This is a genomic window from Pontixanthobacter aquaemixtae, assembly GCF_009827395.1.
GTDB classification, from domain to species: Bacteria; Pseudomonadota; Alphaproteobacteria; order Sphingomonadales; family Sphingomonadaceae; genus Pontixanthobacter; species Pontixanthobacter aquaemixtae.
The window spans coordinates 694,353-720,560 of the sequence record NZ_WTYX01000001.1 but is presented as its reverse complement, the minus strand read 5'-3'; the positions used below and the strand labels follow the sequence as shown (position 1 = coordinate 720,560).

At 58.4% G+C, this 26,208-nt stretch carries 19 protein-coding genes and 1 tRNA gene; 10 read left to right on the top strand and 10 right to left on the bottom strand.

All coding sequences use genetic code 11. The features are described from left to right. Positions 1-113 precede the first annotated feature (113 nt). The 4 genes from GRI41_RS03540 (at position 114) to GRI41_RS03525 (ending at position 8,093) form a co-directional block, all read left to right on the top strand. Positions 114-1,346, top strand: coding sequence for a serine hydrolase domain-containing protein (locus GRI41_RS03540; protein WP_160603395.1), 1,233 nt, complete (start codon positions 114-116; stop codon positions 1,344-1,346). Positions 1,347-1,361: 15 nt separating this feature from the next. After that, a complete protein-coding gene (locus GRI41_RS03535) occupies positions 1,362-3,398 on the top strand; it encodes a 3-hydroxyacyl-CoA dehydrogenase NAD-binding domain-containing protein (protein ID WP_160603394.1) in 2,037 nt (678 codons plus the stop codon). Between the two features lie 64 nt (positions 3,399-3,462). Continuing rightward, positions 3,463-4,755 (top strand): spinster family MFS transporter, encoded by a 1,293-nt coding sequence (locus GRI41_RS03530; protein ID WP_160603393.1) that lies wholly within the window; start codon positions 3,463-3,465, stop codon positions 4,753-4,755. Positions 4,756-5,087: 332 nt separating this feature from the next. Then, positions 5,088-8,093 carry a TonB-dependent receptor domain-containing protein gene (locus tag GRI41_RS03525; protein ID WP_160603392.1) on the top strand — a complete coding sequence of 1,002 codons (3,006 nt, stop codon included), beginning with the start codon at positions 5,088-5,090 and terminating at the stop codon, positions 8,091-8,093. Positions 8,094-8,195: 102 nt separating this feature from the next. On the opposite strand, the gene GRI41_RS03520 is transcribed toward GRI41_RS03525, so the two are convergent. The 3 genes from GRI41_RS03520 to GRI41_RS03510 all read right to left on the bottom strand — a co-directional run bounded on the left by GRI41_RS03520 (position 8,196) and on the right by GRI41_RS03510 (position 14,339). Continuing rightward, entirely contained in the window at positions 8,196-9,731 is a 1,536-nt protein-coding gene (locus GRI41_RS03520) for a carboxylesterase/lipase family protein (protein WP_328600506.1), read from the bottom strand. A 191-nt stretch (positions 9,732-9,922) separates the two neighbouring features. After that, positions 9,923-12,892, bottom strand: coding sequence for a TonB-dependent receptor domain-containing protein (locus GRI41_RS03515; RefSeq protein ID WP_160603390.1), 2,970 nt, complete (start codon positions 12,890-12,892; stop codon positions 9,923-9,925). Between the two features lie 46 nt (positions 12,893-12,938). After that, positions 12,939-14,339, bottom strand: coding sequence for a carboxylesterase/lipase family protein (locus tag GRI41_RS03510; protein ID WP_235901041.1), 1,401 nt, complete (start codon positions 14,337-14,339; stop codon positions 12,939-12,941). A 159-nt stretch (positions 14,340-14,498) separates the two neighbouring features. On the opposite strand from GRI41_RS03510, the gene GRI41_RS03505 reads away from it, so the two are divergent. Further along, on the top strand, positions 14,499-15,341 hold the full coding sequence (locus tag GRI41_RS03505; protein ID WP_160603389.1) for a TetR/AcrR family transcriptional regulator: 843 nt from the start codon (positions 14,499-14,501) through the stop codon (positions 15,339-15,341). Here GRI41_RS03505 and GRI41_RS03500 read toward each other — a convergent pair. Both GRI41_RS03500 and GRI41_RS03495 read right to left on the bottom strand, forming a co-directional pair. Beyond that, a complete protein-coding gene (locus tag GRI41_RS03500) occupies positions 15,338-15,928 on the bottom strand; it encodes a TetR/AcrR family transcriptional regulator (protein WP_160603388.1) in 591 nt (196 codons plus the stop codon). The two genes, GRI41_RS03505 and GRI41_RS03500, sit on opposite strands and share 4 nt — an antisense overlap. A 112-nt stretch (positions 15,929-16,040) precedes the next feature. Continuing rightward, positions 16,041-17,219 (bottom strand): amidohydrolase family protein, encoded by a 1,179-nt coding sequence (locus GRI41_RS03495; RefSeq protein WP_328600505.1) that lies wholly within the window; start codon positions 17,217-17,219, stop codon positions 16,041-16,043. A 272-nt stretch (positions 17,220-17,491) separates the two neighbouring features. Between GRI41_RS03495 and GRI41_RS03490 the strand changes: the two genes are divergently transcribed. Genes GRI41_RS03490 through GRI41_RS03470 form a run of 5 tightly spaced genes read left to right on the top strand, consistent with a single transcriptional unit; the run spans position 17,492 to position 21,352 of the window. Next, positions 17,492-18,325 (top strand): acyl-CoA thioesterase, encoded by an 834-nt coding sequence (locus GRI41_RS03490; RefSeq protein ID WP_328600539.1) that lies wholly within the window; start codon positions 17,492-17,494, stop codon positions 18,323-18,325. Further along, positions 18,322-19,362, top strand: coding sequence for a phosphotransferase family protein (locus GRI41_RS03485; protein ID WP_407985507.1), 1,041 nt, complete (start codon positions 18,322-18,324; stop codon positions 19,360-19,362). The genes GRI41_RS03490 and GRI41_RS03485 overlap by 4 nt, the downstream gene beginning before the upstream one ends. Before the next feature lie 21 nt (positions 19,363-19,383). Then, positions 19,384-20,148: an SDR family NAD(P)-dependent oxidoreductase gene (locus GRI41_RS03480; RefSeq protein WP_160603387.1), complete on the top strand. Its 765-nt coding sequence runs from the start codon at positions 19,384-19,386 to the stop codon at positions 20,146-20,148. Continuing rightward, on the top strand, positions 20,145-20,957 hold the full coding sequence (locus GRI41_RS03475) for an SDR family NAD(P)-dependent oxidoreductase (RefSeq protein ID WP_160603386.1): 813 nt from the start codon (positions 20,145-20,147) through the stop codon (positions 20,955-20,957). The genes GRI41_RS03480 and GRI41_RS03475 overlap by 4 nt, the downstream gene beginning before the upstream one ends. Before the next feature lie 8 nt (positions 20,958-20,965). Then, complete coding sequence (locus GRI41_RS03470) at positions 20,966-21,352, top strand: VOC family protein (RefSeq protein ID WP_160603385.1); 387 nt, start codon at positions 20,966-20,968, stop codon at positions 21,350-21,352. 22 nt (positions 21,353-21,374) lie between these two features. Here the strand turns inward: GRI41_RS03470 and GRI41_RS03465 are convergent, their stop codons facing one another. The 5 genes from GRI41_RS03465 to fabF form a co-directional block, all read right to left on the bottom strand. Beyond that, positions 21,375-22,994: a carboxylesterase/lipase family protein gene (locus tag GRI41_RS03465; protein WP_235901039.1), complete on the bottom strand. Its 1,620-nt coding sequence runs from the start codon at positions 22,992-22,994 to the stop codon at positions 21,375-21,377. Between the two features lie 191 nt (positions 22,995-23,185). After that, positions 23,186-23,262: transfer RNA gene (locus tag GRI41_RS03460), tRNA-Met, on the bottom strand. 114 nt (positions 23,263-23,376) lie between these two features. Then, positions 23,377-23,844 (bottom strand): 2'-5' RNA ligase family protein, encoded by a 468-nt coding sequence (locus tag GRI41_RS03455; protein ID WP_328600538.1) that lies wholly within the window; start codon positions 23,842-23,844, stop codon positions 23,377-23,379. Between the two features lie 51 nt (positions 23,845-23,895). After that, positions 23,896-24,867, bottom strand: a complete 972-nt coding sequence (mltG, locus tag GRI41_RS03450; protein WP_160603384.1) for an endolytic transglycosylase MltG — start codon at positions 24,865-24,867, stop codon at positions 23,896-23,898. A gap of 2 nt (positions 24,868-24,869) precedes the next feature. Further along, positions 24,870-26,129 (bottom strand): beta-ketoacyl-ACP synthase II, encoded by a 1,260-nt coding sequence (gene fabF, locus GRI41_RS03445; RefSeq protein ID WP_160603383.1) that lies wholly within the window; start codon positions 26,127-26,129, stop codon positions 24,870-24,872. Between the last annotated feature and the right edge of the window lie 79 nt (positions 26,130-26,208).

Below are 26,208 nucleotides of genomic sequence, written 5' to 3'. Positions count from 1 at the left end.
GTGAAACATTTTTGAATTTTGGGTATGATCTTTATCAGTGTAAAATTTTTGTGTAGTGGAAGTCGAATAAACAAAAGGTATGGATCAACCATCCATGCCTCGGGAGGATTTAGATGGACGTAAATGGCGCGGCTTCGCTGGGTTTCGATGCGGATCGACTCGGGCGCTTGGAACAGTTTCTGGATGAGAACTATCTCGCCAATTCAAAGTTGAAAAACGTCCAACTGCTGGTGTCGCGCGATGGCAAGCCAGCATATTATTATCATGGCGGCAGTTTGCGTGACGATGGCACGCCCATGCGCGAAGACGCGCTGTTCCGCATCGCCAGCATGACCAAACCCGTCACTTCGATCGCGTTCATGCAACTGGTTGAACAATGCAAGGTCGCGCTGGACGATCCGGTCTCTCGCGTATTGCCGGAATTTGCGAATCTGGGCGCTTATGCAGGTGGCGGCGGATCGGTTCCCTTCGCACCTATGGCGCGCGGCAGGCCGATGCGGTTCGTCGATTTGATGACCCACATGTCGGGCCTGACTTACGGTTTCCAGAACCGGTCGAGCATTGATGCCGCCTATCGCAAGGCCGAGCTGGACCTTTCGCGCGGTGCAATTTCGTCGGATGAGTATATCGAGACCCTATCGCGCATTCCGCTTGAGTTCGAGCCGGGTTCGCGCTGGAATTATTCGGTGAGCACCGATGTGCTTGGCATTTGTGTCGAGCGACTTTCAGGCATGAAGCTGGGCAAGTATTTCAAACGGCATATTTTCGAACCGCTCGGGATGCAGGACACCGGCTTTGATCTTGATCCAGCCAAGCAAGACAGGCTCGCTGATTGCTATGGATACCGACCCGGCAATGGGCCGCAATTGATCGACAAAGCGGCGGAAAGCCGGCTTTCCGAAACCGCAAAATTTCACTCCGGCGGCGGCGGTCTCATCTCGACAGCTTCTGACTATAATCGTTTCTGCACCATGCTGTTGAACAAGGGACAGTTTGAAGGCGGACAGATCATCGCACCCAAGACACTGGATCTGATGACCGCAAACCATCTGCCAGGTGGGGCCGACCTGACCGAGATGAGCCAGAGCCTGTTTAGCGAGGCCAACAATGCCGGCACGGGCTTCGGCCTCGGCTTTGCTGTCGTGGTTGACCCCGCGCGCACTTTGATGCCCGCCAGCATGGGCGAGTTTTATTGGGGCGGCGCCTATTCGACTGCGTTCTTTGTTGACCCCGTCGAACGCATAACGATGGTTTTCATGACGCAGCTTTATCCGTCTTCCACCTACCCCATTCGCCGACAGCTTAAGACGATGATCTATTCGGCACTCACCAAAAGCTATTCCTGAAGGAGCCTGACTTCCATGACATCTCCCATTCGCACCGAACGCCATGATAATGTTCTGGTCATCATCTCTGATAATCCACCGGTGAACGCGCTGGGCCAAGCTGTTCGCGCGGGCCTTGTCGAAGGAATTGAGGAAGCGCTTTCGGACGACGCCGTGGAGGCGGTTGTTGTCCGCTGTGACGGGCGCACTTTCTTTGCCGGCGCCGACATCACCGAATTCGGCAAACCGCCTGTCGGACCAAGCCTTCCCGACGCGCTTGACCGGTTGGAAGCCAGCGACAAGCCGGTTGTTGCGGCCATTCACGGAACCGCGCTTGGCGGCGGCTGCGAAGTCGCGCTTGCATGCCATTATCGTCTCGCGGTGCCGAGTGCCAAACTCGGTCTGCCGGAAGTCAAGCTGGGCCTGATCCCCGGCGCTGCGGGGACTCAGCGTTTGCCGCGCCTTGTCGGGGCGGAAGCCGCCCTTCCGCTCGTCGCGATCGGTAATCCCATTTCGGCGAAAAAGGCCAAGGATATCGGCCTGCTGGATGACGTTGTGAACGAAGACGATCTGGCGGGACAGGCAATCGCTTTCGCCAAGTCCAAAGTGGGACAGCCCGTTCCCCGCTCCAGCGAAGGCACCGCCAATGAAGACGGGATCAAGAACCCCGATATCTTCGACGAATTCCGCGCGAAGAACGGGCGCAAGATGCGCGGGTTTGACGCGCCCAATGCGGCGATCAAAGCGGTCAAGGCAGCAGGTGAGCTGTCTTACGCAGATGGGGTGAAGAAGGAGCGCGAGCTGTTCACAGCGCTGATGACCGGATCGCAATCGCAAGCGATGCGCCATTACTTCTTTGCCGAGCGCGCCGCCAACAAGATCGACGATGTGCCAGCCGACACGCCGATCTTGCCGGTCAATAAAGTCGGCATCGTCGGTGCAGGCACAATGGGCGGCGGCATCGCGATGAATTTCCTTTCTGCAGGGATCCCTGTCACGATCCTCGAAATGAAGCAGGATGCGCTGGACCGCGGAACAGGGGTAATGCGCAAGAATTACGAAAACACCGCAAAGCGCGGCCGCATGACAATGGAGCAGGTCGAACAGGCGATGGGCATTCTGACCCCGACGCTCGACTACGGCGATCTCGCCGATTGCGACCTCGTGATCGAGGCCGTGTACGAGAATATGGACGTGAAGAAGGAAGTCTTCGCGAAGCTAGACGAAGTGGTGAAGGACGGCGCCATTCTGGCTTCGAACACCAGCTATCTCGACATTGACGAAATCGCGACCGCCACGCAGCGCCCCGGCCATGTGATCGGCCTGCACTTCTTCTCACCGGCAAACGTCATGAAACTGCTGGAAGTGGTGCGCGGGGAAAAGACGCGCGATGATGTTCTTGCCACATCGATGAAGCTGGCCAAGAAGATCGGTAAGATCGCCGCTGTTTCGGGAGTATGCCCGGGCTTTATCGGCAACCGTATGCTCTCTCCGCGCCAGCAACAGGCCAACCAGCTGATCATGGAAGGCGCGAATTACTGGGACGTCGATGACGTCCTGCTCGAATTCGGTTTCCCGATGGGGCCGTTCCAGATGGGCGATCTCGCCGGTATCGATATCGGCTGGCACCGCGATCCGCAAAAGGTCACAACCGTGCGCGAGGCCTTGTGTACCGCCGGTCGTTTCGGCCAGAAAGCCGGCAAGGGTTTCTACGATTACGACGAATCGCGCAATCGCACTCCGTCGGATGAAGTAAAACAGATCATCGCCGATTTCGCGACCAAGGAAGGCACCGAGCAGCGCGAGATTTCGAAAGACGAAATTCGCGAGCGGCTTCTATACCCCATGGTCAATGAAGGAGCCAAGATCCTTGAGGAAGGCATGGCCCAGCGCGCCAGCGACATCGATGTCGTCTGGATCAACGGCTATGGCTGGCCGCTCTATACCGGTGGCCCGATGTTCTGGGCATCGCAAATCGGCTTGGACACGGTAATCGCCGGTTTGGAAAAGCATGGCCTGCCGGTCTCCGATTACCTGCGCGGCAAGGCCGAAGCGGGCAACGGTTTCAACTGATCCACAAGACGATGTCACGGTGAGCGCTCCAGCATAAGGAGCGCCGCCTTTGGGAGAATATTCAATGCAGACCGAGGCCGCCGCGCCCGCAACAAACCCGTCTGAAATCTCAGATCGGGCGCGCAAAACTACGCTGTTTCTGCTCACCGCGACGTATTTTTTCAGCTATATGGATCGGCAGATCCTGGCGATCCTTCTGGAGGACATCAAAGCCGATCTGCTGCTGACCGACACCCAACTTGGTCTGCTTTCGGGTTTCGCTTTCGCGATATTCTACGCCACTCTTGGTATCCCGGTTGCCGCGCTTGCCGACCGGGTGAACCGGGTCAACATCATCTCCATCGCGCTCGCATTGTGGAGCGCAATGACTGCTGTTTGCGGATTGGCGCAAAATTTCGTCCATCTGCTGCTGGCAAGGATTGGCGTCGGGATCGGTGAAGCGGGTTCCAGCCCGCCAAGCCATTCGATCATCGCAGACATGTATCCAGCGGAGAAGCGGGCGCTGGCGCTATCGATCTATTCCCTGGGCGTGACGCTGGGCGCTGCTGCAGGCCAGATTTTCGGCGGCAATCTGACCTATTTCTTCGACTGGCGCACTGCCTTCATCGCCATTGGCTTGCCGGGCGTGGTGCTGGCGGTGATTGTGAAGCTGTTTGCCACCGAACCCGAAAGACGCGCAGAGCCCGGAGCAGTCGAGAGCGAGGACCAACCGTCTGTGTGGGAAGGCCTGCAAACAATCCTGTCCAATCGTGCCGCCATGTGGCTGGTTGCGGCCGTCACGATCACTTCAATGATCGGTTACGCGCTGACGGGATGGACCCCCGCCTACCTGATCCGGTCCTATGAATTGTCCACTTTGCAGATCGGCAATATTGTCGCGCCTTTGCTCGCGATTGCCGGGGTTGCGAGCGGACTGGGCAGCGGCTGGCTGGCCAACAGGCTGTCAGAGAAATACGGCATGCATGCACAATCTTTGATGGTTGCGGGGCTGAAGACTCTTGCCCTGCCTTTCCTGATCGCGTTCTACTTGGTCGAAAGCGCTTGGATGGCAGTGGGCGTGTACTTTGTCGCGCTGTTCTTCCAGTCCTGCTATCTCGGCCCCACCTTTGCGATGATCCAGACATTGGCGCCGGTGAAAATGCGCGCAGTCTGGGCCGCGGTGACATTGCTCATCATCAATTTGATCGGCCTTGGAATCGGGCCGACCATGGTCGGCGTGATATCGGACATGCTCGTCCCGCAATATGGCGAGCAGTCGCTGCGATACGCACTGCTGGTGATCGCGTCGTTCACGCCACTAGCGATCTTTTGTTATTGGCGAGCATCAGTCGCGCTGCGCAATCGCGTCCAAGCCTAGCTGCAACGAGCGTCTTGCCGAAACGCCATCAGTCCCGCTCACCAATCGGGCTGGCTCATACCTGCTCGTCGGCGAAAGAGTTGCAATCTGAAACCTCGGTATGAAGCCGCACTTCTGGCCGTTTTTTGTTGCGCATAGCCTGGAAACTACACAACAAAACACCCTTCATCGCGGGAGATTGCTCCTATTCCGCCAAGATATGCATGTCACACACTGGCGAAATATTTGAATAAATGACAAAAGCAACTTGACATAATCAGTCTCAATCCGTCATTTTCGACGAATGGGTACGGTCCCCGAATGAGGGAGGCCCATTGGGAGAGGAGAGTATAATGATGAAATTACAGCTGCGACGCAGCTGCGCCTTTATGGCGCTTGCGGCGGGCATCACAACGACGCCTGCTTTTGCTCAGGAGGCCGAACAGGCCGAGCAACCAAACGAAGAAATTGTCATTACGGGTTCGCTCATTCGCGGGACTCCGGAAGACAGTTCGCTTCCGGTCGACGTTATTTCGACCGAGGAACTCGCCGCTGAGGGTCAAACCAACCCGCTCGATTTCATCAAGGACATTCCTTCGGTTGGCGCCGTCCTAGGCGATTCCAACCAATTCTCTTCCGCAGCACAAGGCCTCGGCGGGGTCGGGACAATCAACTTGCGTAACCTTGGCGCAACCAGAACTCTGGTTCTGCTCAACGGCCGGCGCACATTGGTATCACCGGGTGACGGCGTTTCAGACACAAACCTGCTTCCGCTGTTCGCCCTTCAAAGGGTCGAATTGCTGAAAGACGGTGCAGCGGTGACTTATGGTTCTGACGCTGTTGCAGGCGTTGCCAACTTCATCACCCGCACCAATTTCGAAGGTATCGAGCTCCAAGGCGACCATACCTTTGTAAGGGACAGCGATGGTGATTACACGGCCAGCATCCTGGCCGGTTACAACATCACGCCAGACGTCAACATCATGGCGGGCTTTGGCTATCGCCACCGTTCGAAGCTTGCGGCTGTTGACCGTGAGATTTCCAACCAAGACTATTTCACCAATCCATCGGGCTTCTCTACCACGGTGACCAACGCATGGTATCCGGCGCTGCGTGTTTCCGGGCCGGTTCGCGAGACACCTGCACCGGCAAGCCTTGGGGCAGCTTCGTATCGCGGCACATTGCTGGCTGGCGTTCCCGGGGGCGTGGATCCCGATTGTGATGATGTAGGCGGTCTGCCGATCAGCATTTTCTGCGGCTATCAGTTTACTGACTATAACAATCTGGTCGAAGATCAGGATTATTATCAGGGCTTCCTGCAGGTAACGGCGGATCTCAGCGACAAGCTGCGTTTCAACGCTGACGGGCTTTATGCTTACAGCCGGATCGATACAGCGCTGTCACCATCCTATCCAACAACGCAGGGCCTTGCCGGTCCGGGTGCGACATTCCAGTATTATATCCCGTTCACCAACCCGGCATTTGCCGATTTCGCAGCGCGCGTTGGCTTCCCGACTTCGATCGATACCGATGGCGATCCAACCACTGCTCCGCTGCCGGTGACAGGTGCACAAGCGCTGGTATTCCGTCCGTTCTCGCTGGGCGGATATCCGCTGGCGGAAGGGTCTCCGTTCGGTCAGGATGAGAGCTTCTCTATCAACGAGAGTTTCCGCATCTCTGCCGGCTTTGAATATGATCTGACACCAGACTTGGTCATGTCGCTTCAGGGAACCTATGTGAATGCCAAGTCGCGTTCAAAGGTTCCCGATGTCCTGCCCCTGCGTATCCAACAGGCGCTTGATGGGCTCGGCGGGCCGGATTGCGATGTTGCAACGGGTACGCCTGGTCAGGGTAGCTGTTACTATTTCAATCCGTTCTTCAACTCGGTGCAGCGCAATCCTGCGCAAGGTATCGACAACCCCAACTACAACGCCGCATTGGCCAACCGTGATGACGTTGTCGATTACCTCTATGGCGACACCGGAACGCTGCAGAACGAAAAGCAGTTTATCGCAGATTTCCTGATCAGCGGTGAAGTGGCTGACGCGGATTTCGGTGGTGGCGCGCTCGCATTTGGTGTCGGTGCGCAATACCGCTCTTCGAATTTCGAGAGCATGCCGCGCAACGCATTGAACAGCCTCGCGCTGAACCCTTGTGCGGTTCCAGGTGATACCAGCTGTACAATCCAGCAAGGACCGTTCTCGTTCCTTGGTCAGGCACGCGATATCGCAGTCGAGCAGGACGTTTACGCCCTGTTTGGCGAAGTGCTCGTGCCTTTCTCACCGCGTTTCGAAATGTCATTCGCACTGCGCTTTGAGGATTACGGCGATCCCATCGGTTCGACGCTCGATCCCAAAGCAAGCTTCCGCTGGGAGCCGAATGACTGGCTGGTCCTGCGCGGTTCGGTTGGCACAACCTTCCGTGCACCGCTGCCCGGCCAGGTCAGCCAATCGCGGGTTACCGCGCTTCAGCCAATCGATGCTGCCGGTGGCGGTTTCCTTTCGGTTGATGTGCTCGGCAATCCGAACCTGACGCCTGAAAGTGCTTTCACCTACAATCTGGGCGCTGTTGTCCAGAGCGGCGGGTTCCGGGCTTCGCTCGACTATTGGAGCTATGAGTTCGAAGATCAGATCGTGGTCGAGGATTCAAACGCGATTGCCAACGTGGTCGTACCGACACCCAATGGTCTGGCTGATTGTTCCAGTCCGCTGGCTTCGCAGATCGTCTTCCAGGGCGGCTGTGTACAGGGCACAACGGTCGGTGGCGATATCAGCCGCGTCATCACCAACTTTGTGAATGGCCCGCCGATCACCACCACAGGTATCGATTTCGACGCCAGCTATGACTTCGACATCGGCAGCAATGCTACGCTGCGCTTGGGTACCAACGGCACCTGGGTCCTCAGCTATGATGTCGAAAGTTTCGCAGCGCAAAATGTCGAAATCCAACCCGCATTTGGCGCCGTTGGCTTCGGCAACTTTGACCGTACTGCACCTGCAATCTCCGATCTCAGAGCGAACCTGTACGCCAACTTCAATGTTGGCGGGCTGAACGCTCGTTACACCTTCCGATATGCGAGCGGAGTGTATGATGACCGGTATGACTCGCCAACATTCGCAACCGTGCCGCGGACGGCCCAGCAGTCGTTCTACGCACGCGAATCTGGTGACTTCACGCAGAGCGATCTGACCATCCTCTATGACCTGCCATTCGACGGCCTGGATGTTCAGCTGCAAGGCTCGGTGAGCAACATCTTCGACGAAGATCCACCGATTGCCCGTCTGGAACTGGGCTACAACCCGTTCCTTGGCAATGCGATTGGCCGGACATTCCGGCTTGGTGCCAAAGTCCGCTTCTAATCTGGAAGCCTACCTCAAAAAAAATGCCCGGCGTCGAAAGGCGCCGGGCATTTTTCTTTGAATGTTCATCGCGTCCTTGCAGGAACACGATGAAACCGCTGGTTACTGGCCGATTTGGCGGATGGTCCTTTCAGGATCGTCAACCATGCGCGGCTTGACGTCGAGTTCCATCACCATGCGACTTTCAGGCGTATAAGCTTGCCATTCGGGCAGCAGATCGCTGGACGGCGTGCCGGTTTTGGCAAAGCTGAGCCATGCATCGCTCATCATGTCACCCATTGTTTCCGCTTCTTTCCCGGTTCCGACCAATGCCGCGCTTTCCTTGGTGTTGTTAAACATGAAAGGAATGTCGAGCGTGTGCGGCGAGCGAAGAATGCCCCCGCCAACCGGTGTCTCCCAGGTCAGGCGATACACATAGACCGGGGCACTGGCCGTGCGGGCTTGCTGATCGGCGAGCAGATACGTCCCGCGCACAAACCGGGTTCCCAAGGCCAAGCTGGCGATGTGCGTTGGCGAGTATTCGGGATACATCGCCCGATATGCATCGACGGCAGCGACAGCGTCCTCGCCCATCATCGCGGCCATGCCCGTCACGCCAGCTTCGTCTATGCGGCCAAACCAAGGCTGCGATGCGACGAACAAAGTCATTTCAGTCTTGTTGTACCCGATCAGCACCGGAATATCCGAAGATTGCTCGGGTGCCCGGGGCAGAAACGGGTCGCGCGGGATGATAGTGCCGTCTGCGATTGGCCCGAATTGAGGCCCCCGCCCCATTCCCGCCGATGCCGGCGTCGCCTTTCTGACAGCATCGACAATCTCGTCAGCCCGAACGGTGACAAGGTCATCGACCGTTTCCACGCCGGCTTGGTCCAAGATCTTGCCTGCATAGTCGGCGGCGTCTTGTGGTTTGCCGCTGCTTACACCGGGACCGGACTGGATCACTGCCTTATGGAAAAGACCATCGGCTGAGGGCATCGCCATCAGGTGGCTGACTTTGGAGCCGCCCCCGCTTTCACCCATGATAGTGACATTGGCCGGATCGCCGCCAAAGGCCGCGATATTATCGCGCACCCACTTTAGCGAGCGGACAAGGTCAAGATTGCCGACATTGCCCGATGCGGCAAATTCTTCGCCGAATTTTTCGGCAAGATTGAGATAGCCAAATGCATTGAGGCGATGATTAACAGTTACCACCACAACGTCGCCTTTGGCGGCGAGGTTGCGGCCATTATAGGCCGGCCAACCGCCCGAGCCATAGGCGTAACCGCCGCCATGGAACCAGACCATGACCGGTCGTTTCTTCCCGTCACCCGCCGCTGGCGTCCAGACGTTGAGGAACAGGCAATCCTCATTGTCGGTTTTTGCTTCGGTTGCGGTTGGGAAAATGCCCTGGATCCCGCGGGTCAGATCGCTCTCGTTCGGGCCACTGGCCGTGTAAAGCTGCATGCACGGGGCGCCCATACCGGTCGCATCCGCGATGCCGGTCCAATCGTCAGCGGCCTCGGGAGGTTTGAAGCGCAAATCGCCGATGGGCGGCTTCGCATATCGAACGCCCAAAAACGCATCGATCCCATCATCTTCAAGACCTTGGACTTTGCCATTTTCGGTCTCGATCACAGGCGTTGCAGTTTGGGCCACTGCCGCCGCCGATGAGGTGAGCAGGGCAATAGCTGCAACGGCCCTCAAATTCTTCGAAATTCGCATGCCAGATATCCTCCATCATCCCATCTGGAAAAAGGGGCTAGCGTCCCGGTCACAGGGATGCTGGCCCCCTTTTCACTGTAGGGTCGGACCGTCATTGCCGTCCACCCCATTCGCCCCTGGGAGAGTTAGAAGCGAACCTTTGTTCCAAGCTTGAATGTCCGCCCCAGCGCGCTGCCGATAAACGGATCATAGCCATATTCGAGACGAGCCGCTGGCGGGTCGGTATCGAAGATATTCTCGATGCCAGCAGTGATCGTGAAATCGACCCCGGCGGTGTCGATATCTGCGGACACCAGCAGGTCGTGCTGCGAATAACTTCCCACCTCGCGGCCGAAATCGGTATCGCCGAATTCAGGAGTGCTGGCGCATGCAACACCCGGGGTGCAGCGGTTGTCCGTCACACCATCAATGTATTGGAAGTTGTAAGTCGCAGTGACCGCACCAAAGCCGAGCGATGCATAGGCATTGCCGCGCCATGGCGAGACCGTGCCCGGAGCGCGGTTGTAATTGGCAAAGCCGACCGCGTCATAGCCTTGGCTGAAAGTCAGGCCTTCATACACGAAGTCCGAGAACTGGTACTCCAGAATGTGAGTCGCATTTGCCCCCACATCCAGTGTTACTGTTCCCAGATCGGTGCCGTAGCTGATGCCAATATCGATACCGCGCAGCGTCGTGTCCGGGCCATTGACCGTTTGAGTCCTGATACGCGAGATATCGAGACCAATCGTGTTGGCATCGCACACCCCGCCTTGGAAGACTACGAACTGCGTAAACGGGCTGGCGCAGTTTACAGATTGCTGGCCATCGGTTCCGCCGGGTGCGACTTGCGCCGCGATTGCCTGGATCGGAAGGTCGGTAAACCGGCCTTCGAATTCATAGTTCCAGAAGTCCGCTGTCAGCGTGAAACCACTGCTCTGGATGATCGCGCCGACATTGTAAGTAAGGGCCGTTTCCGGTTTCAGGTTCGGGTTGCCGCCTGAATCTGTTGCCTTGAAGTTGTTGCCCAGAACATCGATACCTGCAACCGCGCTTGCGCCGACAGGGGTCAGGTCCCCCGGCAACGGACCGCGGAAAGTGTCACCAATCGATCCGCGCAGGGCGAGCCAATCGGTCAGTTGCCAGCGCGCGGTGAATTTCGGATTGATCGTCGATCCCACGCTGCCGCCGTAATCTTCGAACCGGATTGCCGCGTTGAGTTCCAATCCTTCAATCGGTTCGGCCTGAACCTCTGCGAACAAGGCGTATACGTCTTGCGACAGGTTGGCCGCAGGATATTGGCCAAGGAAGATGAACGCACCGGTCGGGAAGTTGTTGTCATTGGGATCATCAAGACAGCTCGTGTCGCCCTCCAGCGCGCACGGATAAGCATCCGGATCGCTGAAATCATTGAGTGGACGGGTGACAAAGGTGCTTTTCCGGTACTGACCACCAAATGCGTATGAGACCGGAATACCCAATTCGAATTCACCGCTGAAAACCAGATCGGTTACAAACAGCTCTTCCCGCGCAGCCGTGCCGTTTCTGGCTCTGAACCATTCGATCACGTCGGGATTGTTCTCGTTGCCCGGCACATAGCTGGGATTATCGAGACCAAGCGCCGGATTTCCGGGGCGCGAGTTAAGGAACGGGTTGAAGTACAGGCATCCATTTGCACCCGGTGTCGTGCCGGTACAATTCGGCCCGCCCAGCCCGTTCAAGGCGCGCTGGAGGCGGTCGCCGATGATGTCGAAGGAATAGGCTTCACGGGCGCTGCGCAGATAGGTGGTGTATAGCTCGCCCTTGAAGTTCCCGCCGAATTCCTTCTCGAAACCGGCAGTAACGCGCCATGCATCGTTAAATGCGGCGCCCTCACCCGAACCTTGATCGTCCAGCGGGTTGCCCGTCAGCGCAAATGGGCGGCTAAACAGTATGCTCGCGTAGCTGGCGAAAAAAGCAGGCGAACCGGTCGGGAATGTCTGCGTAAGAAACGTATCGAAGCCCGGATTGGACCGGGGCACAAAGAATGCCTGCGCAGTACCCGGACCGCGCGGGCCCGATGTTGGTGGATAGCTGGGCGAATAGCCCAGCTGCGGCACATCCGTATGCGAATAGAGCGCATCGGCGACGAACCGCAAACTGTCGGACAGATCGACATCCAGTTGCGCGAAAGCCTGATAGCGGTTTTCTTCCTCGATCAGGTTCACAAAGGGAATGTAGGTGTAACGGCACACCGGAAAGCTCGATGCACCCGACGGGAATACGCCCGCGAGGCCGCCGACGGCTTCGCAAGCACCATCAAGCTGGCCGTCGACCCCCAGCCCAAGCGAAGTCCCCGCAGGGCCAAGCGTGATCGGGCCGAGCTTCGGAATGTAGGTGCCGGCATCGGACAGGAACGACCAGCCCGATGGGTTAACTTCGTAAGGTCGCTGGGTGAAGCTGCGCTCCAGAGTGTCGAGTTCGCTCCGCTTCTGATAGCCGAACCCAACCATGATGTTTGCATCGCCAAAGTCTTGACCGGCAAGGATGCTGGCCTGCCAATTGCCGTCAGAGCCATCGACAAACTGATAGTTGCCGCCGACTTCGATACCGGAAAAATTCTTGCGGGTTACGAAGTTGGCGACCCCGGCGATTGCATCAGAACCATAGGTTGTTGACGCGCCGTCTTTGAGCACCTCCACACGTTCAAGAGCAAATAGCGGGATCAGGTTGGTATCCGATGCGCCGTCCCCCGGCTCGTTGAAGAAGCGCCGTCCGTTCATCAGCACCAGCGTCCGTTCGCGGCCCAGATTGCGCAGGTTGATCGAACCCACGCCTTGGCTGCCGCCGGCTGCATACTGGTTTGACTCGCCCAGCGTTGTACCAACAGATGGCAAGCTGCGGACCAGCTCGAGCGGGCTGTCTATGCCCCGCTGGCTCAATTCTTCGGTGCTGTACACTTCAACGGGCAGTGAACCGTCTTCAGTCTGACCGCGGATATAGGTGCCTGTCACGATGATCGTATTGCCATCATCAGCGACGCCGTCTTCTGCATCCTGCGCCATTGCCGGGCATGCTCCGATAGCCAATGCCGGGAAGGCGAGCATCGAGCTCAACAAGTAACGTGTCCTGAAAGTCATCCTATTTCTCCCATTTTTGCAGCCGTCTTTTGACCGGTCTGTTTCTTCAATCCTGAGCGGGGCCGTCCGGGAATTCCCGGCCGTCCGCCAATTCAAATCCATCTGATGTGAAACGGGCAGTTTCGCCCTCGACGTAAGGCTTCCATGCGAAGCCATCGGCGCAGTCGATTGTCCGTGTATCGGCCGGTAGCTTTACGAAAGCGACCCAACAGGAATTCACCTGCCGGGCGATCGCACGGTCACGGTCATCGGCACGCTTCCCGCCCCAACTCGACGTGTCGATCGAATCAAAGGCGAACATGAGCTCTGCCGAATGGATCGGACCCTTGGTCCATTCTTCTTTCCGGAAAGCCGGAACATGTTCGAAGCGATACAGAAATGCCGGAGCGCCGCTGTCGCCGGCAAGAGATGCAAAGGTGCGTGCCGCGCGGAAGCCCCCTTCACCCATGTTAGAGCCCACCAGCAGCGGCACGTCGATTTCGGTCCCCGCCCGCAAGGCGTCTATCGTCGCGGCAGGTTTCCAGCCTGGATCGCTGGTAAAAAAGAAGCCGCGTTGCAATTTCTCTGATGCGGCAAAGGTCTGCGCGGATATCGCCCTTAGATCTTGAGCAGTGGCATCTTCCCCAACTCCGATTGTCTCAAGCGCTTCGATGGCAAGGCGGGTTGCCTCGGCCGGATCGCGATCGGGCAACAACAGGCTGCCGGATTGGACGATGGCCTTGTCAAACAGGCCCTTGGCCGACGGCAAAGATAGCAGGTTGGTGACGATGCCTCCGCCCGCGGATTGCCCGGCAATCGTAACATTATCCGGATTTCCGCCGAAGGCCCCGATGTTGTCACGCACCCATTCGAGCACGGCAACGCTGTCTTGCAGGGCATAATTGCCTTGCGGTTCGTCACCGCGATTGTCCGCGAGCGCGGGATGAACAAAGTTGGCCAATGCGCCGAGACGGTAATTCACGCTGACGGTGATGACGCCCTGCTTGGCATTCGCGGTGCCATCGTAGGAACCCAGATGGCCCGCGCCGAGGAAGAACGCCCCGCCATGATACCACACCAGTACCGGGGCATTCTGCGCGTTTTCGGGCGCGTGTATGGTAAGAAACAGGCAGTCCTCTGACTGGGCGCCGCTTACTCCTCCGAAATTCGCAACGGTTGGGTCAAGGTCGCCCGGTTGCGGACATGGCGCATCATGCGCACTTGCCGCACGCTCCCCCGTCCAAGGGACAACGGGCTGCGGTGCGCGCCAGCGCAACTCACCTGTCGGAGAGGCCGCGTAGGGCACACCCCGAAAAACAAGTACGCCGTCTTCACGGGAACCGGATAGCGTTCCGCCTTCGACATCAACAGTCACCGGATCGATCTTTGCCGGCATCTGCGCGAGCAATGGCTGCCCGAACACAAGCGCTGCAAACGAAAAAATGGCTCCAATGGCTTTGCGACTCATGAACAACCCTCCTCTTCCGGATTGCATCACTATCCCGATTCTAACGATCTAACAAGTAAGGTAATAGAATATGCGGTATGAATCGTCATCGGCCAGCGCCAGACCTACGGCGCAAGCGGATGTAGACAGCGCGTGCTGCGGATGGGTAAGAGCTTTCCCATGGAATTGACGCGGGCTAAACTTTTCGACCTGATATGGTCAGAGCCGATCGGCAAAGTCGCCGAACGCTTTGGTATGACCGGCAACGGGCTTGCGAAAATCTGTGATCGGCTCAACATCCCGCGACCAGGTCGATCGCACTGGACTCGCGCTGCCGAACGGCGCGACAGCCAGCCCGATCTGCCGCCTCCACCTATCGGCCTCAGCGAAATCGTTGCCTTCGGCAAGCGGCAGACGCGGCAGTCGCCCGGTGTGCGGCGGCGCCTCGATACCGAAAGCCGGGTGCGCCAGCTCATGGAATTGGCGACCGCGATTGCGATCAATGAAGGCCTCAACGCGCTGACAATTCGCCGTTTGGCGCAAGACGCAGGCATCAGTGAGACGCAGGTTCACAACTGCTTCGGCGGCCGTTCGGATTTGCTGGTCGCGATGGCCAAAGAGGAAATCTCCAAGCAGGAGAGCAGCCGGCAAAAACGCATCTCGCGTAGTGGCGACCGGCATACGAAAATCGTGCTTTCTACCGTCGGTTATCTGCACGAATCCGCACAGCGTGGCCCCTTGCTACAGATGCTATTGCGGGTCCCCGAAGTGAAATCCGCCCTGCAAGAGAAACGCGCCACCACAGCGCGCACCGCCCGGGCGCCCATTCTGGAACGGCTAACCGGCACGGGCCGCATGGACATGGCGACAGCAAGGGCATCAACCGCTGCCCTGACCGCTGTGTCATTGAAAGCCGGCGGGATCATCGCCGGACAGCGGGCGCCCTTTGCGACGGTCGAGCAACTGTGTCTGTCAGTTGTCCTCGCGGGCGTCGCCAGCGATGACGAATTGTCCGGTAGCTAGCCCGCTTCGCGAACTTCGAGCGCATCGATCGATGCTTTGACCAGCCGCCGCGTCGTTGCGCGGGCCGTGCCCGCGTCGAGCTCTTCGCTGCGGGCCAACCGCGCCAGCGATTCCGGAATAGACGCGAGAAGCTCCAGCAGAACGAAGGACTCTCTTGCGCTCAGTTCGAGATTGTCCGCAATGTCGCGAGACAGCAAGCGGAGCATCGAGCGGAAATGGCGCTTGCTCATCTCGCCAAGCGGGCTGTCCTGATTGCGTTCCCGCAAAACCAGTAGCATCAACGGGCCCTGTTCGATTAGATGCTCCAGATAGAAGTCGAAAAGCGCAAGCGTACGTTCGGAAAACGCCAAATCGCGATATTGCGGCGAGACGATGAATATTCCCGCCTCGCGAATCCGTCGCTCGAACAGGGCGTCGATTATCTGCGGAAAGTTGTCGAAATAGACGTAAATGAGGCTGCGGCTGACCCCCAGTTCATCCGCGACATCGTTGAGCGTTATGGCGAGTGAATTCTGCGCAAGAATGAGGCTTTCTGCCGCAGCCAGCAGCTGATCGCGGCGATCATTTTCTCCACGCGGGGCTTCCATAAAGCCGCTATCGGCGCGGCTCGCGTGAATTTCAAGCCGCAAGGCTGTTCTGCGTCAGGACTGCACGGCCAAAGCTGCCCCCATCTGAGCGGAAGCAGCTTTGGCGCGCGGCCTACTCCGCTGCTTCCGCCACCGCCTGGCTTTCACGGAACATCATATGGTCATAGTTGGTCCGGAAGAACATGTCCTTCACACCCTCATCCAATCCTTCCAGAGACGTTTCGAATTTGCCAAGCGGATCCTTGGTTCCTTCGGGATGCGGATAGTCGCTGGAGAACATGTATAGTTCGGGCGAACTGTCTTTGATCATGCGCCCTACATCTTCGTTGGGGAAGGGTGTAAAGCGGATCGCGCGCTTGATATATTCCGATGGCATCTGATCCATGTCTTTCAGATAGGGATCGGTGCGGTTGAATGAATACCAACCGTGGTCAAGCATCCGCAGGAATTCGGGCACCCAGCCCGCCCCACTCTCGATCACCCCGCCCCGCAAATCCGGGAAGCGCTGGAACACTCCGTCATAGACCATCGCGGTGAGGAATTCCTGCGGCGCGTACCACAGGCAAAGAAAGTCCGGAAAACGCAGGTTTTCACCGCCGCCATGGAGGTCAGGCGCACGTTCGCGGCCGTTATTCTTGAACTTGCTCGGCTGAACTTTCGTGCCGGGGCCAATGTGGAGCATGAAGGGGATTTGGCGATCCTGCAGATATTGCCAGAACGGATCAAATGCGGCGTGCCCCGGGCTTTTGTCTCCAGCCGGGCCGGCAGAGAACATCACCGCTGCCGCGCCCTTCTCGATGGCGAATTTTGCTTCTTCCAAAGCGCGATCCGGATCATCGAGCGGCGTGAATGCAACGCATTGCAGGCGCGGATCGGCATCGCAGAAATCCTGCTGCGCCATATTGAGCGCGCGCGCAGCAGCGTAACGCTGATCATCGGTTTCCGCCTTGGTAATCGCACCAAGCCCGAAGGTCGGGAAAACCAGCTGGTTTTCAAATCCCAGCCAATCGAGCGCTTCTACACGCTCATCCTTGTCGAATCCGCCATATCCGAGCCAGCCCTTGGCCCCTTCAATGGGATTTTCCAGCGCCTTTGCGCGCGCTTCCGGATCGGTTTTGCGCGCCTTTGCCATATCGATCATTTGTGTGATGCGTTCGCCGCCTTCGCGCTTGGAATACACTTCGGAATACAGCTCTTTATATTCGCCCTCGAGATAAGGCGCGAGCCAGTTCTGCGTTTCCATTGTGTGCGCGTCAGCATCATTCACGATGCGTCCTTTAGTATAAACCACGATGATTCTCCTCTCAATTGGCGATATGTATTCTAACTATTTGTTAGTTTGTCAATGCATCGAATGCTCGCAGCATCAAAGGCGCAAGTCGGATAAGGTCCAGGTTGGCCCACGCCCGCGTCAGCCTTGTTTCGCTGCGCGATCCAAACCTCCTGACAAATAAGGGACTTTTCATATTCTGAATATCGAGTATGGATTCTTTACGAGGGGAGAGAACAATAATCGATCTTACGGAACTTTTGTCGCCGCGGGCAGAGACGCCCAATCTATGGGTGGGCGAACCGGGGCCTGCCATCGGGCCACGACTGTTCGGCGGGCAGGCCGTCGCGCAGGCCCTGATGGCTGCCAGCGGAGAAGAACAGGATGGGAGATTGGCCCATTCGGTGCACGCCCATTTCCTGCGTGCCGGCGCGGCCTCTGTGCCGGTTGAATACACCGTCACAACACTCGCCGAAGGCCGCAGCTTCGCAACGCGAAGAGTAGAAGCGCGGCAAGGCGCGGCGCTGATCTTTGCCATGACGGCTTCGTTTCACGGGCAGGAGCCCGGTTTTGCGCACGCTGTCGATCCGCCGTTTGATCTTGATGTCGAGGCCGCCCGCAATTCTCTTAAAAGCTGGATGGCGCATAATACAGAGGCCGCCAGTTCACCGCTGATCAACCACCTTCAACATCGCCCGGTAGAAATTGTGCCGCTCGATCCCGGATCGCTGTTCGGAACCCGCGCACGCGAGGCGCAGACAGGTTCGTGGATGCGGATGCGCGAAGCAGCGGGTGCTGGCCCCCAGATGCAGCGCGCCCTGCTCGCCTATGCGTCCGACATGATGTTCCTGCGCAACTCTCTGCTTCCCCATGGCGTCCGTCCGGGAGGGGACAAAGCGCAAGTGGCAAGCCTGGACCACGCAATCTGGTTCCACGACACGCCAGATTTTGACCAGTGGCACCTGTTCGCGACCGGTAGCCCGTGGGCCGGACATGCGCGCGGATTGAATCAGGGGCATTTCTTCAGCGTCGACGGCAAACTTGTGGCCACGGTAGCGCAGGAAAATCTGATGCGGCCGCTGGGAAGTTCGCTCGATCGCGTGCTGGCAGAAAGCGAACCGTCATGACCGGAACAGATACACAATTTGCCGATCTGGATCACGCCAGGCTCGAAGCCTGGATGCGGAGCGTTCTGGGAAGTTCGCTCGAACTGACGGCAATCGAGAAGTTTGCCGGCGGCCAGTCGAACCCGACCTATCGCATCGAAACTTCCGATGGCGAAATGGTTCTTCGCAGAAAGCCGTTCGGGAAGCTTCTCCCATCGGCTCACGCGGTCGAACGGGAACACAGGCTCATCGAAGCGCTTCATCCTACTGCTGTGCCGGTCGCGCGCCCGATTGCTTTGTACGAAGACGGCGATGTCATCGGTGCGCCGTTTTACCTGATGGAGAAAGTGGACGGTCGCACGTTCTGGAATGGCGCCTTGCCCGAATGCACTCCTGAAGAGCGCAGCCCGCTTTATCGCGCGATGATTGATGCTCTGGCGAGTTTGCATGCCATCGATCCCGAAGACGTCGGGCTGGGCGATTTTGGTGCGCCGGGCAATTATTTTGCCCGCCAAGTTGGCCGCTGGACCAAACAATATCGCGCATCGGAAACCGAAGAAATTCCGGAAGTGGAGCGCCTGATTGAATGGCTGCCCGCAACATTGCCGCAGCAGGATCGGGTGTCGATTATCCATGGCGATTTCCGCATCGACAATATGATCTACGCGCCGGATCGGCCTGAAATACTTGCGATTATCGATTGGGAGCTATCGACGCTGGGCGATCCGCTGGCCGATTTCGCCTATCTCGCCATGAACTGGGCCATGCCCCACGGCGAGCGCGGCGCACAATTGGACGGATTGGATCTGCGCGAGCTCGGAATTCCGACACTTGAAGACGTGACCGAACAATATTGCAAGCTGACCGGCCGCAGCTCCATCCCGGATCTCAATTGGTTTTTCGCATACAACCTGTTCCGGTTGGTTTGCATTATCCAGGGAATTCGCAAGCGCGCGCTCGATGGCAATGCTTCCAACGCGAATGCCACCGCCGCGGGGGCCCGCATCGTCCCGCTGGCGCAGCAAGCCTGCGCTTTCGCTGACCGCGCCAAAATATAGAACTGTTTGAGGGAGAGACCAATGTCGCTTTTTGACCTGACCGGAAAGGTCGCCATCGTAACCGGATCGAGCAAAGGAATCGGGAAGGCCATTGCCGAGGAACTGGCGTCTCAAGGCGCGCGGGTCGTGATTTCCAGCCGCAAGCAAGAGGTATGCGATGAAGTCGCGGCGGCGATCAACGCCGAACACGGCGATGGCAGTGCAATCGCCATCGCGGCCAGCATTTCCGACAAGGCTCAGCTCGCGGACCTTTTTGAGCGCACTCGTGAAGCGCTCGGCCCGGTCGACATCCTCGTCTGCAACGCGGCGACCAACCCCTATTACGGCTCGATGGACGGGATCGAGGACGAGCAATTCCGCAAAGTGCTCGACAACAATATCCTCTCCAACCACTGGTTGATCCAACATGCCCTGCCCGACATGCGCAAAAAGGGCGATGGTGCGATCATCGTAGTCAGTTCGATCGGCGGACTTCGCGGAACATCCACGATTGGCGCTTATAATGTTTCGAAAGCGGCAGATTTCCAGCTGGTGCGAAATTACGCGGTCGAAAACGGGCAGCATGGTGTTCGCGTGAACGCAATCGCGCCCGGCCTTGTCAAAACCGATTTCGCCCGCGCCTTGTGGGAGAACCCCAAAGCCCTCGCCGCCGCCGAAGCGCGCTTGCCAATGCGCAGAATTGGCGAGCCTGGCGACATCGCAGGCGCCGCCGTATATCTTGCTTCACCAGCCGCAAAATGGACCACGGGCCAGATGGTCGTGGTTGACGGAGGATCGACGATATGACCGGCCGCCTGCACAACAAGACTGCAATCATTACAGGTGCCGCTTCCGGCATCGGCAAAGCGAGCGCCCTGCTCTTCTCCAAAGAAGGGGCAAATGTCATCGCGTTCGACCGCACCGATGCGGTCCATGAGGTTGCAGGAAGGATCAACGAAGCCGGCGGCCGCGCCACCGCAATAGCGGGCGATGCGGGGAGCGAAAGCGATGTCGAAGCTCTCGTGAAAGCAGCACAGGCCACTTATGGCGGCCTGCATGTCATGTTCGCCAATGCCGGAATTACCGGGGGCGTCCGCGGCGGCTTCTTCGATGCAACGCCCGACGATTGGACCGAAGTATTGCGGGTCAATCTGATCGGCCCCTTCCTCGCGGTCAAACACGCCGCACCCATCATTCAGGAATCGGGAGGCGGCGCCATCGTGTGCACGGCCTCTGTCGCCGGTTTGCGTTCGGGCGCCGGGCCCGCGCAATATTCTGCCAGCAAGGCTGGCGTTATCAATCTGGTGCAAACCGCGGCGCAGCAGCTTGCCGGTACCGGTGTGCGCGTCAACGCAGTGCTGCCCGGCCTGACCGAAACCGGCATGACCAAGCCGATGTATGACGGTGCGCGCGCCGCCGGCAAAGAACACCGGATCGGTCAGCTCAATCCCATGCTGCGCGGCGGCGAGCCGCACGAAATTGCAGCCGCCGCACTGTTCCTGGCCAGCGAAGAAGCAAGCTACGTCAACGGACAGGCACTTGCCATTGATGGCGGCCTTTCCAGCTCGCACCCGACATCGCGCCCGCCGGGCGATCCCAAACGCCCCAGCTCTTGAGGACCACAATGACTGAACAAACAAACCCCGCCCTTTTCACCTTCGTCAAGCTGACCGTGCGCGATATTGACGCGATGACACGGTTCTTCGCTAAAGGCTTTGACATGACGCATGTCGACACGGTCGATACGCCCGAATTCCGCGAACATATGATGGCCGGAAAGAAGGGATCTGCAACCATCGTGCTGTTCCACTGGAAAGACGGCCGCGCGATCGAGATCGGAAATGGATGGGGGCCGGTGGGCCTGATTTCCCGCGACGTTGAAAGCGACCGTGCACGCGCCATCGCCGCCGGGGCCAGTCCGCGCGGCGAGATTGTGAACTTTGGCAAAGCCCGCATTGCTTTCGTGAAAACACCCGAGGGGCACGAGATCGAAATGATGCAAATGGGCTAATCGGCAAAAGCCAAATGGCCTGCTATTCAGCGGTCATCCCGCCCGCAGCAAATTTCGACCAGAATTCGCGGATTTCGCGGCGGGGATCATCGACGATTTCGGGCTCGCTATCCATGATCAATGTGGCACGCCGTTCCTGCGTGTAAGCCGGCCATTCGGGCAGCAAATCGTTGTTGGGATTGCCTGTCGCCGCGAAGGTTGACCAGATGGACCCCGCTCGCGCGCCCATCTTGCGCGCATCCGGTCCCGATCCGTTCAAGCCGGACCGCAGCGAACGAAGCCCCGGGCCCACGTCGATACCATGCACAGCGCCGAATATTCCGCCCATCGCCGGGCTTGGCCATGTCCATAGATATGTCCACACCGGCGCAGCCCCCTTGGCTGCCTTTCGCTCCGCCATCGCGAATGCGCCGGGTCTGAAAGTCCGGTCGCTGTCCATCCGCGCGGCCAGCAGGAACGGTTTCGCATCGGGATCTTCGCTCCGGTACATCTCGACCGCCTTGGCTGCGTCTTCGCCAACCCGCTCACGCGCAAAGGCCAGCAATCCGGCATCATCCATCGCAAAATCGAGCATGCGGTAAGCGCGCTCATCCAAAGCGGTGGAAACGATCATCGGAATATCGGCGGATATATCGGGCGCGTCAGGGTCGAATGGATGGCGCGGGATGATATTCCCCTCGACCACCGGAGCAAAACTGCCGGGCGCTTCGCCTTTGGCTCGCGCCGCTGCCTCCGCAGCCGCTTGCGCCTCGAGAATGGCAAGGAAAGGCAGTTCCTGCAATTTGCGAACATCGGTAATGTCGAGCGCCTTCATCAGTTCGGCTGCACGGCGATTGGCGATCTCTTCGGGCATCAGGCGCAAGGCAGATCCGCTCATCACGCCGGCGCGGTGCATCAATCCTTTCGCGGAAGGCATTGCAAGAAGGCTGCTCGTCTTCGCTCCGCCCCCGGACTGGCCGTAAACAAGCACCCGATCAGGATCGCCGCCAAACTGCGCAACATTGTCGCGTATCCATTGCAGTGCAGCGACAAGATCCTGCATTCCGACCGTTCCCGATGATGCGAAGTCTGATCCGCCAGCCTCAGCCAGATGCAGGAAGCCGAAAGCACCCAGCCGATGGTTGACCGCAATAACGACGCATTTTCCGTGCCGGGCCTGCGATTCCCCGTCCATGCCGACATTGTTGCCCGACCCGCCATAGAACCCGCCGCCGTGCAGCGTGACAATGACGGGCAGCTTTGCCGATGGCGAAAGGTCTGGCGACCACAGATTCAGAGCAAGGCAATCTTCACCGATACCCGCGGGCTGAATGTCGAACTGGATAAGGTCAGCATAGGGGCTGCGCCGATCCGCCGGCACTTGCGGCGTAACATCGGAATATTGCAACGCGTCGCGGATGCCGCTCCACGGCTCAACCGGTTGCGGCGGCATAAAGCGGTTGCGCCCGCCGGTGGGCGCGCCGTAACGAACCCCGATAAATTTGGCGACGTCGGCAGGTTTGGCCCCGCGCAGCTTACCATTTGTTGTCTCGACCACCGGAAACAGGTCCGAAGCAAATGCCGATCCCGAGCTCGCCGCGATTAGCGAAGCCGCCCCCGCGCCGATCGCGCCGCGCCGCGTCATATTGAAACTGCTTGCCATCAGATATCTCCTCCCTGCGCAATTCGCTTTTAGCGAATCGTCTATTGTCGAGGGAGCATACCACGTTTTAGAATTTTCGGTATGGCCATCGATTCTGCCGCGCAGAACACAGCGCGCGGAATTCCCGCAGCGAAAGGCGCCAAAGGTAGCAGCGCTGTTGCCTGAAATTTCGGAAAGGCCGTCATGCGGCCTGGTAGCGGAGGAGGGACTCGAACCCCCGACACGCGGATTATGATTCCGCTGCTCTAACCAGCTGAGCTACTCCGCCCCATGCGAGGCCTGTTGTGAGGCAGCGAGGCGTATATTGCCATCGCAGGCGGCGCATTTAGGGCTGCCTCGTGACTTGGTCAACAGCAAAGGCGAACGCGCCGTGCATTCGTCCCTATCGCCCGCGGAACGGATAGGTCCGAACATGCTCCCACGGGCCATTTCTGTAGATATGAAGCGATAGCCCGGCAAAGCGGAAAGCGCGCGGTTCAATGGTGGGGGTAAGCTTTGCCTGCAGCGCTTTGGCTTCTTGCGGACTGACCTTGTTCTGGATGGTTACATGAAGCCGCGGCCGGTGGGTGTCTTGCGGGGTAAGCAGCCCGAAGAACCTGTCTGCCAGATCTTGCCAGATGCCCAGCATGGCCGGGCTGGTCAGTTTCAGCGCGGTCCCCCGCCCCAGTGACATTATCCCCTCAAGCTGCGCCTCAACGGGTGCATGTTGCGCCGCTTCGGCCGCCAGCGCCGCTTTGATCTCTGACCCAGCCGATAGCGGCAAAGCGTGGAATAGCGTGACATGAGCAGACAAATGGTTCCGTTCGGGCGGAAAATGCTGTGTGCGCAATCGTGTGGCCCAGCCTGCCAGATCGGGCGGCAGCTCTGCAGTGATTATGAACGGGGCATCGGCGATGCGCGATCACATCTCGCCGCGTTCGCGCCGCAGCGCAAACCAGCGATCCACATTGGCGTTATGCTCTTCCAGAGTATCGGCAAAAACATGTCCGCCTTTGCCATCGGCGACCATGAACAGCGCGCTGGTTTTGGCCGGGTCAAGCACCGCTTCGATCGAAGCGCGCCCCGGATTGGTAATCGGCCCCTTGGGCAGACCGGTCATCGTGTAGGTATTATAATCGTTGATCGCTGCGATTTCGGACTGCCTGATGCGCCTGCCGAGCGGTTTTCCCCGGGTGATCGGATAGATGATGGTCGGGTCTGCCTGAAGCAGCATTCCCTGCTTTACACGGTTCGAATAAAGCCCCGCAACCATTTGTCTTTCCGAAGAAACACCCGTTTCTTTCTCGACAATCGAAGCAAGAATAACTGCGTCTTCGGGTGAATTCACCGCTATGTCCGATTTGCGCTTCGGCCATGCTTCGGCGAGGAAATTGCGCATCGCAACCTGCATCCGGGCGAGCACTTTCGTGCGGTCTTCCCCGCGCTCAAAATCATAGGTGTCGGGAAGGATTGAACCTTCTTCGGGAACGGGGATTTCGCCGGTGAGCAATGGCTCTGCCATCAGCCGTTCGTGCACCATAATCGAAGGCATACCTTCCGGAATGGTGACAAAACGGCGGATCACATCCCCCGTCTGGAAAGTTTCCAGAATCCGCGCCGGGCTGATCCCCGCGGGCAGCATGAATTCACCCGCCTGAACCGGATCGCCGCCGCCCAGGATCTTCGCGCGCAGCAGGAAGGCATCGGCCGATGCAATATGGCCGCCTTCCTCCAGCTGGCGCGCAACCGAGGTCAAAGTCGACCCCGATGACACAACGAAGCGCGAATCCTTGTCTATCGAAGATGCGGTGTACCAACCGGCGGCAAGCCACCCTGCCCCCGCAACCCCGAGCAGAACCGCAATACCAACGAGCAGCAGGCCTATCCGGCGCATCGTCAATCGACTTTCGTCATCACCAGGCTGGCGTTGGTACCGCCAAAGCCGAAGCTGTTGTTCAGAACGGCTTTGACTTCGCGTTTTTTCGCCACCAGCGGCACCAGATCGACGCCATCGGTGCCTTCGTCAGGATTGTGCAGATTGAGCGTTGGCGGGACAATCTGGTCGCGCAGCGCCAGAATACAGAAAATCGCCTCGACCGCGCCTGCGCCGCCCAACAAATGGCCAATGGCTGATTTGGTCGAGCTCATCGACACGCCGCCAATAGCATCGCCAAACAGCTGTTTGACCGAACCCAGCTCAATCGTATCAGCCATCGTCGATGTGCCATGCGCATTGATGTAATCAATGTCAGCAGGCGTAAGACCGGCCTTTTTCAATGCCATTTCCATCGACCGGTATGCCCCCGATCCTTCGGGATGCGGCGCGGTTACGTGGTGGGCATCGCCCGACAGACCATAGCCGACCACTTCGGCGTAGATTTTCGCGCCGCGCGCCTTGGCGTGCTCATATTCCTCGAGCACGACAACACCCGCGCCCTCGCCCATTACAAAACCGTCGCGGTCCTTGTCATAGGGGCGGCTGGCCTCTTCAGGCCGGTCATTCATGCTCATATTGAGCGCGCGCGCCTGAGCAAAACCGGCAATGCCAATCGGGCAAATGGTCGCCTCTGCGCCCCCGGCGAGCATGATATCGGCATCGTCATCGCGGATCATCCGCGCCGCGTCACCAATCGAGTGCGCGCCGGTTGAACAAGCAGTTACAACCGCATGGTTGGGGCCCATCAGGCCATATTTGATCGAAACCTGGCCCGAAATCAGATTGATAAGCCGCCCGTGGACAAAATGCGGGCTGACCCGCCCAGGCCCGCGATCGCGCAGCACCAGCGACTCGCTTTCGATACCCGGTAGGCCGCCGATACCCGAACCGATGGAGCAACCGGCGCGAAACCTCGTTGCTTCATCCATTTCCTCAAGTCCGGCATCCTCGAGCGCCTGCCCAGCCGCATCGATGCCGAATACGATGAAAGGATCGACCTGCCGCTGGACCTTGTGATCGACGCGCTTGTCGGGATCAAAGCCATATTCGTGATCTTTGGGCTTCACTTCGCACGCGATGGTGCATTTGTGGCCTTCTGTATCGAATTTGGTGATCTGTCCTGCACCGCTCTTGCTGGCGAGGATATTCGCCCAAGAGGTTTCGACGTCTGCCCCCAGCGGGGTCACTAGGCCAAGTCCGGTTACGACGACACGACGCATTATCTTCTCCAAAGAACCTAATCGGGCTTTAAAAAAACAACAGGCCCGGCCCTACTAAGGGTCGAGCCTGTCAATTTCC